At 54.8% G+C, this 12,978-nt stretch carries 11 protein-coding genes; 3 read left to right on the top strand and 8 right to left on the bottom strand.

Annotation, left to right across the window (positions count from 1 at the left end; genetic code table 11):
* Positions 1–46 precede the first annotated feature (46 nt).
* Positions 47–1,450, bottom strand: coding sequence for an FAD-linked oxidase C-terminal domain-containing protein (locus tag COO92_RS02755; protein WP_101299651.1), 1,404 nt, complete (start codon positions 1,448–1,450; stop codon positions 47–49).
* A 246-nt stretch (positions 1,451–1,696) separates the two neighbouring features.
* Positions 1,697–2,404 (bottom strand): TIGR00266 family protein, encoded by a 708-nt coding sequence (locus COO92_RS02750; RefSeq protein ID WP_101299649.1) that lies wholly within the window; start codon positions 2,402–2,404, stop codon positions 1,697–1,699.
* A 301-nt stretch (positions 2,405–2,705) separates the two neighbouring features.
* On the opposite strand from COO92_RS02750, the gene COO92_RS02745 reads away from it, so the two are divergent.
* The 3 genes from COO92_RS02745 to COO92_RS02735 all read left to right on the top strand — a co-directional run bounded on the left by COO92_RS02745 (position 2,706) and on the right by COO92_RS02735 (position 4,949).
* Complete coding sequence (locus tag COO92_RS02745; protein ID WP_240626291.1) at positions 2,706–3,707, top strand: sensor domain-containing diguanylate cyclase; 1,002 nt, start codon at positions 2,706–2,708, stop codon at positions 3,705–3,707.
* A gap of 215 nt (positions 3,708–3,922) precedes the next feature.
* Positions 3,923–4,399: a GNAT family N-acetyltransferase gene (locus COO92_RS02740; protein WP_101299647.1), complete on the top strand. Its 477-nt coding sequence runs from the start codon at positions 3,923–3,925 to the stop codon at positions 4,397–4,399.
* 181 nt (positions 4,400–4,580) lie between these two features.
* The gene (locus COO92_RS02735; RefSeq protein WP_206186351.1) at positions 4,581–4,949 is read left to right on the top strand and encodes a DUF4870 family protein; all 369 of its coding nucleotides are present in this window, start codon (positions 4,581–4,583) and stop codon (positions 4,947–4,949) included.
* A gap of 92 nt (positions 4,950–5,041) precedes the next feature.
* Here COO92_RS02735 and COO92_RS02730 read toward each other — a convergent pair whose 3' ends face one another.
* From COO92_RS02730 to COO92_RS02705, 6 genes are all read right to left on the bottom strand, one after another.
* Positions 5,042–5,395 carry a VOC family protein gene (locus tag COO92_RS02730; protein ID WP_101299645.1) on the bottom strand — a complete coding sequence of 118 codons (354 nt, stop codon included), beginning with the start codon at positions 5,393–5,395 and terminating at the stop codon, positions 5,042–5,044.
* Between the two features lie 12 nt (positions 5,396–5,407).
* Positions 5,408–7,084, bottom strand: coding sequence for an FMN-binding glutamate synthase family protein (locus COO92_RS02725; protein WP_101299643.1), 1,677 nt, complete (start codon positions 7,082–7,084; stop codon positions 5,408–5,410).
* Between the two features lie 71 nt (positions 7,085–7,155).
* The gene (locus COO92_RS02720) at positions 7,156–7,518 is read right to left on the bottom strand and encodes an HVO_A0114 family putative DNA-binding protein (RefSeq protein WP_022732938.1); all 363 of its coding nucleotides are present in this window, start codon (positions 7,516–7,518) and stop codon (positions 7,156–7,158) included.
* Entirely contained in the window at positions 7,515–7,781 is a 267-nt protein-coding gene (locus COO92_RS02715; protein ID WP_240626290.1) for a toxin-antitoxin system TumE family protein, read from the bottom strand. The genes COO92_RS02720 and COO92_RS02715 overlap by 4 nt, the downstream gene beginning before the upstream one ends.
* 182 nt (positions 7,782–7,963) lie before the next feature.
* Positions 7,964–11,608, bottom strand: coding sequence for a hydantoinase B/oxoprolinase family protein (locus COO92_RS02710; RefSeq protein WP_101299639.1), 3,645 nt, complete (start codon positions 11,606–11,608; stop codon positions 7,964–7,966).
* A 65-nt stretch (positions 11,609–11,673) separates the two neighbouring features.
* Positions 11,674–12,975 carry a TRAP transporter large permease gene (locus COO92_RS02705; protein WP_101299637.1) on the bottom strand — a complete coding sequence of 434 codons (1,302 nt, stop codon included), beginning with the start codon at positions 12,973–12,975 and terminating at the stop codon, positions 11,674–11,676.
* Positions 12,976–12,978 lie beyond the last annotated feature (3 nt).

The following is a 12,978-nucleotide window of genomic DNA, read 5'->3' as shown; positions in this document are numbered from 1 at the left end:
CGCAAAGGCCCCGTTTTTCGCATCAATCATAAATAGTCTGATGATATCAAAGACCCGGAATAAGCTTCCCCGGATTCATCAGACCTTTGGGATCAATCGCGTTTTTAAGCGCACGCATCAGCGCAATCGTATCTGCCCCGTGTTCGGCTTCCATGAAATCAAGCTTGCCATAGCCAATGCCATGTTCCCCGGTACAGGTCCCGCCCAGTTTAAGCGCGCGTTCGACCATCCGGTCATGAAGGCGCTTTGCCTCGGCCATCTGATCAGGATCATTGGGATCAAGCAGGATCAGGGTATGGAAATTACCATCCCCGACATGACCAACAATCGTGCAGGTAAGCGGGCTGGCATCACAATCGGCACGGGTCTCGGAAATCGCTTCGGCCAGTTTTGAAATCGGCACACAAACATCGGTCGGCATGCCCGCCTTACCCGGCTCAAGCTGAAGCGACGCGTAATAGGCCTTGTGACGTGCCGCCCACAGTTTATTGCGGTCTTCCTGACGGGTCGCCCACTGGAATTCCTCGGCCCCGAATTCTTCGGCAACCGATTGCACAAACTCCGCCTGTTCCTTCACCCCGGCGTCCGTGCCATGGAATTCAAAGAACAAGGTCGGGGCTTCTTTATGATCGGTTTTGGAATATTTGTTGATCGCCCGGATTTGCATTTCATCGAGAAACTCAATGCGTGCAACCGGAATACCCGCCTGAATGGTCAGGATCGTGGTATCAACCGCGGCCGCAACCGACGGAAAGACACACACCGCCGCCGACATCGCCTCGGGGATGCCATACAGCTTCAAGGCAATTTCCGTAATCACGCCAAGCGTTCCTTCGGACCCGACAAACAACCGCGTCAGGTCATACCCCGCCGATGATTTCCGCGCCCGATTGGCGGTCTTGATGATTTTACCATCCGGTGTCACCACCGTCAGGTTCAACACATTCTCGCGCATGGTGCCATAGCGCACCGCATTGGTGCCCGATGCACGGGTCGCCGTCATGCCGCCGATGGATGCATTCGCCCCCGGATCAATCGGAAAGAACAACCCGGTATCGCGCAAATGATCATTAAGCTGCTCACGGGTAACACCCGCCTGAACCCGGCAATCAAGGTCCTCGTTATTGACTTCTAAAATCGCGTCCATGCGCGACAGATCAATACAAATCCCCCCGCGCAGGGCCGCAACATGGCCTTCAAGCGACGATCCAACGCCAAACGGCACGATCGGAACCTCATGCTGGGCACAAAGCTTGACCACCTCGGCGACTTCCTCGGTCGTGGTGGCAAAAACCACCGCATCGGGTGGGGATGCCGCGTGCCAGCTTTCATCCTTGCCATGCTGCTCAAGCACAGCCGCCGCTGTCGAAAGCCGATCTCCAAGCATCTCGCGCAAGGTGCTGATCAGGCTTTCGGGGGTTTCAATGCGTTCATATTGACGATCCGACATGACGTTCCTCGTATTTTCGGGGCTTTGCCCCTTGGTCCGGGTGGCAATCAGGTGTGCCTGAACGCTACAATGTCCCATTTGAATGTGGGGATGGACCATTGATCTGCTCGGGCGACCTTAAATGATTTCGCCCACCCTACGCCGAGATGCTCCAAATTGGTATTACCTTTTAACCGAAAAATACAAAAAAAGCCGCCCACCGTATGGTGAGCAGCCTGATCCATTGTCCATCTCAGCACGCGGGAATCACCCCTTATTGCGATCTTGCGGCAAGGCCGCGGCAATCCGGTCCGCCAGCCGCGCAAATGGCAAGCTTTGTAACCAGACCGTCCCCGGCCCTTCAAGGGTGGTGACAAAAAGTCCCTCGCCACCAAACAGCGCATTGGTAAAGCCGCCAATAAACTTGATCGAATAATCCACCGACGGGGTCAGTGCCACCAGCGCCCCGGTATCAACGCGCAACGTCTGTCCCGGTTGCAGTTCCTTTTTAATGATCGTGCCCCCGGCATGCACAAACGCCAAACCATCGCCGGTCAGCCGTTGCAGGATAAATCCTTCGCCGCCAAACAACCCGGCCCCGATTTTCTTGGAAAAGGCGATATCGATATCAATGCCCGCCGCCGCACAGAGAAACGCGTCTTTCTGACAAATGATTTCCCCGCCATAGGTCGCAAGATCAAGCGGCACCACCTTGCCCGGATAGGGTGCGGCAAAGGCAACATGGCCCTTGTTCTGACCTTCATGCACGAAACTGGTGATAAAGAACCCCTCACCGGTCAGCATGCGCTTAAAGCCAGAGAAAATGCCACCACCCGTTCCGGTCTGCATGGCAATGCCGTCAGACATATACATCATCGCCCCGGCTTCGGCCCGAACCCCCTCGCCCGGATCAAGTTCGATCTCGACCAACTGCATTTCTTCACCATGGATCGTGTAATCGATCACGTCTGCCATCGGGGCGTCTCCTGTTTTATCTTTAATCGATCTTGGTTCGGCCAATTGGAAAGTCCGATCAAGTTTGAAACCTGTCTCCTGCAATCGCAAGTAAAAGGGGCAACAATCTGACCGACAAACCGAAAATACAGATTATTGAACCGTCCACGACGACAAAAAACACATCCCACAGCCCCTAAATCATGGAAAAGAAAGCTTGTTCTTAACCTTCATCAGACAAATATGAAGATAGCGGGGGCACCACATGTCAGTTTAGGTCATCGATGCTCCATGATCACGCCAAGAAGTGAAAGCAGTCTCGATGGTGATCCTGAAAACACAGGACTGGCTGGTAAATGATGAAGCCATGCTGTCTTCAATGGACAAATGGCAACGTGCTATTGACCTGATGACGGGGCTTTTGGGGGCCACGGCGGGCTATGTTGTCGAATATAATGACAAACTTGGCTTTCGTGCCGCCTTGACCAGCCAGAATGACGCAAATCCCAACCGCAAACTATCGGGCAAGTGCGAACCCGCCACCAGCAACATTTACTGCCGCCGCGTCGCACAAACCAAGGCATCGTTTTATGAACCCGATGCCACAGGCAAGCCCGAGTGGGCTGATAACCCCGAACTGACCGAAGATGGGTATGTATCCTATTACGGGGTGCCGCTGTTTTGGCCCAATGGCGTGGTGTTTGGCACCCTGTGCGTATTTGACACCAAACCCACCGGATATGACAAACGCCAGCTTGAACTTCTTGAATGTTTCCGCGACCTGATCGAGGCCGATTTGCGCCTGTATGAGCAATATCAGATCATGCGCAATATTTCGATGTCAGACCCGTTAACCGGCCTGAACAACCGCGCCGGGTTCGAAATGCTGGCCCATCAGAAAATCCGCATCGCCAAACGCTATCACCATAACATCGGGATCATTTTCATTGATCTTGATGACATGAAACACTGGAACGATGATTACGGCCATGCCGCCGGCGATGCAGCCCTGCGTGCGGTTGGCAAGGCCATCACCGAAAGCATCCGCGAAGTCGATATTTGTGGCCGCATGGGCGGGGATGAGTTTGCCGTTCTGGGGTATGTGCGCAATCGCGGTGATTTGACAACGATCATCGCCCGCGTGCGCAATGCGCTTGCCAATGCCAAACTATCGGTCCCCAAGGCAAAAACACCGATCCGCGAAACCCCGGAAATCAGTTCGGGTGCATCGGTGTTTTTTGATCCGGTCAATCAAAGTCTTGAGGACATGATTGCCGTGACCGATCTTGAAATGTACCGCGATAAAAAACGCCGCCGCAAATAGCCATCACCGCATCGGCGGCAAAAACAGATCACAGTCCCGACAGGCCGCATTCCCCAAACAACGCAAAAATCTGATGTTCAGAAGTCTGGACATTAACCACATGGTATGAAATTCAGTCCATACTGAACGCCGGGTCATTAAGGTCAGGACATACAAATTCAATGTATTCTGCCCCTCGCCCCAACCAAAATAACGAGCACGAGCTTTTATAAAAAATGCAGATCCGCAAAGGCACTGCCGACGATCTTTCTCTCATCCGCGACCTGACAAAGCGCGCAACAGATTCAACCTATTTCATCGAAGGCATGGGGGATGCTGCGGCCAAAACGGTTGCCGCCTATGTCGCCAAATCGACCGATGTTTTCCAATATGCGCTTGGCAGCGAAAACCACTCTGTCTATGTCGCCACCGCGGACGAGCATCTGCTTGGCTACGTGATCGCCATTCACGAAAGCCCGGAAATCGACTGGATCATGGTTGATCCGGCGTCCCACGGCAGCGGCGCGGGCAAGGCACTCATGATCGCCGCCCTTGATGCGCTGGCCGAACAAGGCGCGCGCAGCAATGTGCGCCTGACCGTGGTCGCGCACAACGAACGCGCCAAAGCATTCTATCGCAAATTCGGCTTCCTTGTGACCGGGCCGGTTCCCGACCGCGATATTCCAACTGTGGAAATGCAGCGCGCGGCATAAGTCCCGCGCACGACAGCTTAGACAATCGCAACCTGTTGAATGTGGATATAGTCAGCAACCAAAACGGGAATTTATTAAAACTTTCTCTTGCAAAAAGAGAAGTTTGCAGCCCAAATGTTGGTTCAAGCACACAACCGGTACTTCTTTGCCGGTCAAGATAACCTATCTGTGGGACCATCAAATGAGCGAAGACAATGCGGTTAGCATCGAAACAAATTCTGATGAATCATTCACCGGCAACGTCCGGCTAATCTATATCCTGTACCTTGTCGGCATCGTAATGCCCTTGGTCGGGCTTGTTGGTTTGATCTTTGCTTATGTTAAAAAAGGCGACGCACCTGTTTGGGCAAAAACCCATTACCGGTTCCTGATCCGTACGTTCTGGATCTACATGCTCTTTCTCGTCGTCGGCATATTCACATCAATGATCATTATCGGGTGGTTTGTTCTGCTGGCAGGGCTGATCTGGTTCATCATCCGCATGGTCAAGGGCATTTCCGCACTTCAAACAGGCGTGCCGCACCCTGACCCAACGGGCTGGATGATCTGATGACACATCGTCCACGAAGGCCATAGAAGCAACGTGTGGACCTATTTAAAACTTCATAAAAAGCCCGGCTGCATTCGCGACCGGGCTTTTTATTATTTATGCTCAAGAATATTAACCAGCTTCCCAAACGGATCGCGGACATAAAACCGCCTGACACCCCATGGCTCATCGGTCGGGCCATATTCAATTTCGATACCGGCAGCCGTCATGCGGCCCAGTGTTTCTTCAAGGTCATCGACCTCAATCGACATATCAGGCACCGCTGTGCCCGACCCGCCCTCGGTGGCGAAATTGACCTGTGTGGTCATGGTTTCACCCGCCGCAGCAAACGTCCTGATCCAGCCGTGATCCATCACGGTCGCAAGACCAAGGATGTCCTCGTAAAATGCCTTGGCCTTGGCGATATCCGTGACCGCGAAGTTTGACACAATGCGTTTTACAGCCATTGGGCATCCTCCTTATTGAGCCGCTTTTTCTCCGGCGATTGCCTTGGCCCTTTTATAGGGCCCAAACGGAATTTCCTTGGGCGCGAAGGTTTCCGGCGACGCACGGTCCCAGCGCGAATGCCAGTCATGGAGTTCCTCTATTTCCGTATCGGCAACAAGGAACCCTTCGGGCAAATACGGATAGGCTTCATTGCCATCAACAAACTCATTGTCCTTTTGCCGGACCATGAAGTGATAGGGCATGAAATTGCGCGGGTCATGAAGCCCCGCCGCCCCGGTAATTTCGGCCAAGGCATGCATGGTGTTTTTATGGAACCGTGCGACACGTTCGCTTTTATCACCCGGATCAAGCGCACGCTGGCGGATTTTATCCTGCGTTGCAATCCCCACCGGGCAGCAGTTGGTATGGCATGACTGGGCCTGAATACAGCCCAAAGCAAACATGAAACCACGTGCCGCATTACACCAGTCCGCGCCAAGGGCAAGGGTACGCGCAATGTCAAAGGCCGACACAATCTTGCCCGCCGCCCCCACTTTCACCTGTTCACGAAGCCCCGCCCCGCGCAGCGCATTATGCACAAAGGTCAGCCCCTCATGCATCGGCATGCCGACGTGATTGACAAACTCGACCGGGGCCGCGCCAGTGCCGCCTTCCTTGCCATCGACCACGATGAAATCAGGCACGATGCCGGTTTTCAGCATGGCTTTAAGGATGCTCATAAATTCACGGCGATGCCCGATACACAGCTTGAACCCGACCGGTTTTCCGCCCGAAAGGTCACGCAACCGGCCGATGAATTCCATCAGGCCAATCGGGGTTGAAAATGTGCTGTGCGCGGCGGGTGAAATGCAATCAATCCCCATGGGAATGCCGCGCGCGTCGGAAATTTCCTTGGTGATCTTAGCCGCGGGCAACATCCCCCCATGTCCGGGCTTCGCCCCTTGGCTGAGTTTCACCTCGATCATTTTGACCTGCGGGTCGGCGGCTGTTTCGGCAAATTTTTCCTCGGAAAAACTGCCGTCGTCATTGCGGCATCCGAAATACCCCGATGCCACCTGATAGATCAGATCACCACCGCCTTCGCGGTGATAGCGTGAAACGCTGCCTTCCCCGGTATCATGCGCAAAGCCGCCCTTCTTGGCACCCTTGTTCAGTGCCAAAATCGCATTGCCTGATAGGGAGCCGAAACTCATCGCCGAGATGTTATAAATACTGGCCTGATACGGTTGCTTGCAATTGGGTCCCCCGACCCGAACGCGAAAATCGCTGTCGGGAATGGTGGTCGGCGCAACCGAATGGGTCAGCCAGGCATAACCCGATTTATAAACATCCTCGATCGTACCAAACGGGCGTTTGTCCTCGGCCCCCTTGGCACGCTGATAAACAAGCCCGCGCGACTGACGGCTGAACGGGATTTGATCCTGATCGCTTTCAAGCAGGTACTGGCGAATTTCCGGGCGGAAACTTTCAAGGATAAAGCGGATATGCGCGCTTATGGGATAGTTGCGCAGGATGGAATGCTTGTTCTGGCGCAAGTCATGAAACCCGACCAGCAACAGGGCGCCAAAGATAACGGCAGGCACCCAGAACCAACTGTTGACCACGCCAGCACAGATCACAAAAACGGCTGTCAAAAGCGCAACGCTGGCGATCACGAAATAGCGCTGGTTCAATATGAAAAATTTCACGGTGCTCTCATCCTGTCAAATTGGTGCGATATGGCGTAATCGCAGCGGGCCCGATTTCCAGATTTTCAGATTTACGCTGCCGTCGTCAGCGTAAAATCGACATGCACGGCATCAAAAGGAAACGTTATCTGGCCATTTTCCTCCCGGTCAAGAACCCCAGCGTTCAGCAAGGCATGAACATCCCCATGAACCGTTTTGACATCCCGACCAACCCGCCTGGCAGCTTCACGCATGCTCATCGCCCCCTGTCCAGTCATGACTTTGAGCAAATCCCACCGTTTGGGCGTCATGGTTTGCCACAGCAACTCAACCGATGCGAACGAGATATGCGCCCCCTGTGCTGTGCCGTCAAACGCAGCAAGCGCACGCTTGGTCACATCATCGCGCGACGCAACCGAAAGAGTTACCGTATTGGAAGTGTTATCGGTGGTCATATCCGCCTCCATCCATCGACATCGGCCCAGAAATCACGCAGCAATTGCGCCGGTGTCGAAAAGTCATAGGATATTTCAACATCGCCAATATGCCTGTGGTCGCCCTTGCCAGCTTCGTTGTCATAGCGAAGGACACATTCCCCGGCGACGACATAAACCAGCGCATATTTGAACATATGCGCAGAACCACGCACCGATTGCGGCACCCGCCAAATGCGCATTTCAACAAAAGCATCTGGCGCAAGCTGATGACGCTCACGCATAAGCAAATTGGCTTTCATGTTGGTATTTATACCAACACAAACGAAGTGTTGTCAATTTCACCAACAATGACACTGCCATGACATCCATGACATCAGACACAAAAAAAAGGCCGCCGGTTTCCCGGCGACCCATGTTTTGGTCGGTTCTATTCCCAACTGATCTTAAGTGACAGGTGCTACGATCAAGCCTTGCCGTAGCCCCCACCCCCCGGGGTTTCGATGATGAAGACATCACCGGGATGCATTTGCGCCCCGTCGGTTCCTTTAAGCTCCTCAACCGTGCCATCAACGCGTTCAATCGCATTGCGGCCAAGTTTGCCGGGCTCCCCACCCGCGACCGCCTGATTGGGGACGCGACGGTGGTTTGACAGGATCGATGCGGTCATGTCTTCAAGGAAACGGACCCGGCGCGTTGTGCCATTGCCGCCCTTGAACTCACCATTCCCACCGGAATTTTGCCGGATTTCAAAGCTTTCCAGCATCACCGGGAAGCGCCATTCAAGCACTTCCGGATCGGTCAGGCGTGAATTGGTCATATGCGTATGAACGCCACTGGTGCCGTCAAAACCGGGACCAGCCCCCGAACCACCACAGATGGTTTCATAATACTGATGGGTATCATTGCCCCAGGTGAAGTTGTTCATGGTCCCCTGCGCACCCGACATCACACCAAGGGCGGCATAAAGCGTATCAGTCACATGCTGGGACGTTTCAACGTTCCCGGCAACAACCGCCGCCGGATAAACCGGGTTCAGCATTGATCCTTCGGGCACAATCAGATCAACCGGCTTCAAGCACCCGGCATTGAGCGGAATGTCATCATCAACCAATGTCCGGAAGACATAAAGGACCGCTGCCCGGGTCACAGCCGACGGCGCATTGAAGTTGTTATCAAGCTGATCGGATGTGCCGGTGAAATCGACCGTGGCGGATCGGGTTTCCTTATGGATGGTGACCTTGGCCTTTACGACCGCGCCATTATCCATTTCATAGGAGAACTCGCCACCTTCAAGGTTATCGATCACGCGCCGCACGCTTTCTTCGGCGTTGTCCTGCACATGGCCCATATAGGCATGCACAACTTCAAGGCCAAAGTGATCGACCATCTTGCGCAGTTCCTGCACACCCTTTTCATTGGCCGCAATCTGTGCGCGCAAATCGGCAATGTTTTGATAGGGGTTACGTGCGGGATATTTCGCACCCTCAAGCAAGCCCGTCAGGCCCGGTTCATCAAACTTGCCCTGATCAACCAGTTTGAAATTGTCAATCAAGACCCCTTCTTCTTCAAGAATGCGCGAATTTGGCGCCATCGAGCCCGGGGTAATCCCGCCAACATCGGCATGGTGCCCACGTGACGCGACATAGAACAGGATATCCTTGCCATCGTCGCCAAACACCGGCGTGATCAGGGTGATATCGGGTAAATGCGTGCCGCCGTTATACGGATCATTGAGCATATAAACATCGCCAGCCTTCATGCTGCCGACATTGTTGCGCATGACCGCCTGAACAGATTCCCCCATTGACCCCAGATGGACCGGCATATGCGGCGCATTGGCAATCAAAAGGCCTTCCTGATCAAACAGCGCACAGGAGAAATCAAGACGTTCCTTGATGTTGACCGAGTAGGACGTGTTGGCCAGGGTCACGCCCATCTGCTCGGCAATGTTCATGAACAGATTGTTGAAGACTTCCAGCATCACTGGATCGGCTTGCGTGCCAATGGCTTCTGAGCGTTTCATCGCGACAACACGGGTCAGAACCAGATGATCGCGCGCATTGACCTTGGCTTCCCAGCCCGGATCAATCACGGTGGTGCCAACCGGCTCGACAATCACGGCGGGGCCACGCACGGTCGCCCCCGGTTTCATGTCTTCGCGTTTATAGAACGGCGTGTCTTCCGATGTACCATCAAACACCACCGCACGGGTCGCCAACGCATCGGGGGCAACTCCATCGGTGGTATCGGATTTGGCTTCGGCGTTTGGAAGGCTCTGGGTTTCGCCAACTGCCTCAACCGCAACCGCCTCAACCACCAGCGGCTTTTCACTCATGACAAAGCCGTAACGCTGTTTGTGCTGTTCTTCGAACTGGCCCTTGATCGCATCAACATCGCCAAAATCAACGATAAGCGGCGTATCCGTGCCGTCATAACGCAGATGCAACCGTTTAAGCATCTTGATCTTGGCATCCGTAATGCCCTGTTCGTGCAATTCACCGCGTGCGTCGGTGGCCAACACCTCAAGCTGCTGATCAAGACCGGCCAGTGCGCCACTTTCAAGCTTGGCCTCAACCGCCTGTTCGCGCATCGCCCGGATATCGGCAAGCCCCATGCCATAGGCCGACAAAACACCGGCAAACGGATGGACAAACACCTTGGTCATGCCCAGCGTATCGGCCACCTGACAGGCATGCTGCCCACCGGCCCCGCCAAAGCATTGCAGGATATAATCCGTGACGTCATAGCCGCGCTGAACCGATATTTGCTTGATCGCATTGGCCATGTTTTCCACCGCAATGCGAAGGAACCCTTCGGCGACATCTTCGGGGGTCCGAACCTGCCCGGTGCTGTCCTTGATCTTGGCCGCCATGGCTTCAAACCCGGCGCGCACCGCATCAGCGTCAAGCGGCTCATTGCCCTCGGGGCCAAACACATTGGGGAAGAATTCCGGCTGAACCTTGCCCAGCATGACATTAATGTCGGTCACCGCAAGTGGCCCACCGCGGCGATAGGCCGCTGGTCCCGGATTTGCCCCGGCACTGTCGGGACCAACGCGGAAACGCGCGCCATCAAAATGCAGGATCGAGCCGCCACCGGCGGCAACCGTATGGATTTTCATCATCGGCGCGCGCATGCGCACCCCGGCAACCTGCGTTTCAAAATCACGTTCATATTCGCCGTCATAGTGCGACACATCGGTGGACGTACCCCCCATGTCGAACCCGATGACCTGCTTGAAACCATCCATTTCGGCCGTGCGGACCATGCCGACAACACCGCCCGCCGGGCCGGACAAAATGGCGTCCTTGCCCTGAAACTTCGCGGCATCGGTCAGCCCGCCATTCGACTGCATGAACATCAGTTTCACACCGCCAAGCTCGCTTGCGACCTGATCAACATAGCGGCGCAGGATCGGCGACAAATACGCATCAACAACCGTGGTATCGCCACGCGACACCAGTTTCATCAACGGGCTGACCTGATGGCTGACCGATACCTGGGTAAATCCGATATCGCGTGCAATCTCGGCGGCCGCATTTTCATGCGCGGTATAACGGTACCCATGCATGAACACGATGGCACAGGCACGAATGCCGTCATCGTAAACAGCCTGCAACTCGGTACGCAGGGCGTCACGATCAAGTGCGGTAAGTTCTTCGCCCTGCGCGTCAAAGCGGCCATCGGCCTCAATCACGCTTTCATAGAGCATTTCCGGCAGCTTGATGTTGCGATCAAACAAACGCGGGCGGTTCTGATAGGCCAGACGCAATGAATCGCGGAACCCCTTGGTCGTCACAAGTGCGGTGCGATCGCCTTTGCGTTCCAGAAGCGCATTGGTGGCAACAGTGGTGCCCATTTTAACCGCTTCGATTTTCTCGCCCGGGATTTTTTCACCGGCCGGAACATCAAGCAATTCACGAATGCCCTGAATGGCGGCATCGGCATAGCGTTCCGGGTTTTCCGACAGCAACTTGTGCGTGACAAGCGACCCGTCCGGTTTGCGGGCAACGATATCGGTAAAGGTACCGCCGCGATCAATCCAGAACTGCCATTTTGGCTGTCCGGTGGTCTGCGAAGCGGGGGCGTTTTGGGCGTGAGAAGCCATGATGCTGTCTCCTTGGGCATCTGTAGTCAAAAAATTCGATACGAAAGATCAGATATTCAAACCGGTCAGCCGTTCATTTGCTGTGGCAACCAGGTGGCGATTTCCGGGAAAACGGTAATCAGCACCACGGCAAGCAACAGCAGGAAGAAAAACGGCAAAGCAGCCAGCGCAATGGCAAACAGGTTCTTGCCTGTCAGCCCCTGCAAAACAAAAAGGTTGAAACCAACCGGCGGGGTGATCTGCGACATTTCAACCACCAGCACCACATAGATGCCAAACCACAAAAGGTCGATCCCTGCGGCCTGCACCATCGGCAGGATCACCGATGTGGTCAAAACCACCACCGAAATCCCGTCAAGGAAGCAGCCCAGCACGATAAAGAACACGGTCAGTGCGGCGAGCAACGCATAAGGCGACAAATCCATCTGCGCGATCCATGCCGCAAGCTCACGCGGAATACCGGTAAAGCCCATCGCCACGGTCAAAACCGCCGCACCGGCAAGGATAAAGCAGATCATGCACGATGTGCGCGTGGCCCCCATAATCCCGTCCATCAGGCTTTCACGGGTCAAGGATCCGCTAATCCCCGAAAGGATCAACGCCCCGACAACACCAAAGGCCGCCGCCTCGGTCGGGGTGGCAATTCCGCCGTAAATCGATCCAATCACCGCGGCAATCAGGGTAATCACCGGGATCAACCGCCCCGATGCACGGATTTTATCAGCAAACGGAATGCTCGGTTCCGCGGCCGGCATCTTGTCCTTATTGACCGTTGCCCAAATGCCGACAAAGCTCATGAACAGGATGATCAACATCGCACCGGGCAAAACACCGGCAATAAACAGGCGCGCAATCGACAGTTCCGCCGACACGCCATAGACAATCAGAATGATCGATGGCGGGATCAAAAGCCCCAGCGTGCCCGACCCGGCAAGCGTGCCAAGGATCAGTTTGTCGGGATACCCCTGTTTGCGCAATTCCGGGATCGACATGCGGCCAATGGTTGCCGCGGTTGCTGCCGATGACCCCGACACGGCGGCAAAGATACCGCACCCCAGAATATTGACATGCAACAGCCGCCCCGGAAGCTTGTTCAACCACGGGGCCAACCCGGTAAACATGTCCTCGGAAAGCCGCGACCGAAAAAGGATTTCACCCATCCAGATAAACAATGGCAAGGGTGCCAACGACCACGTCGCAAGACTGGACCACGCGGTTGTCGCGATGATCGGACCGGTCTGTGCGCTGGTAAAGAAGTCCAGGGCAAACACACCAATCGCAAACAGCGACAATGCCACCCAAAGCCCGGCCCCAAGGAACAGGAACAACAGCCCCATCAGGATCAGGCCAATTTGAAGTACATCCATGAC

Source organism: Thalassospira lohafexi (assembly GCF_002844275.1).
GTDB classification, from domain to species: domain Bacteria; phylum Pseudomonadota; class Alphaproteobacteria; order Rhodospirillales; family Thalassospiraceae; genus Thalassospira; species Thalassospira lohafexi.
Note: the sequence above shows the minus strand (reverse complement) of the source record. Positions and strands in the feature narration are given on the sequence as shown.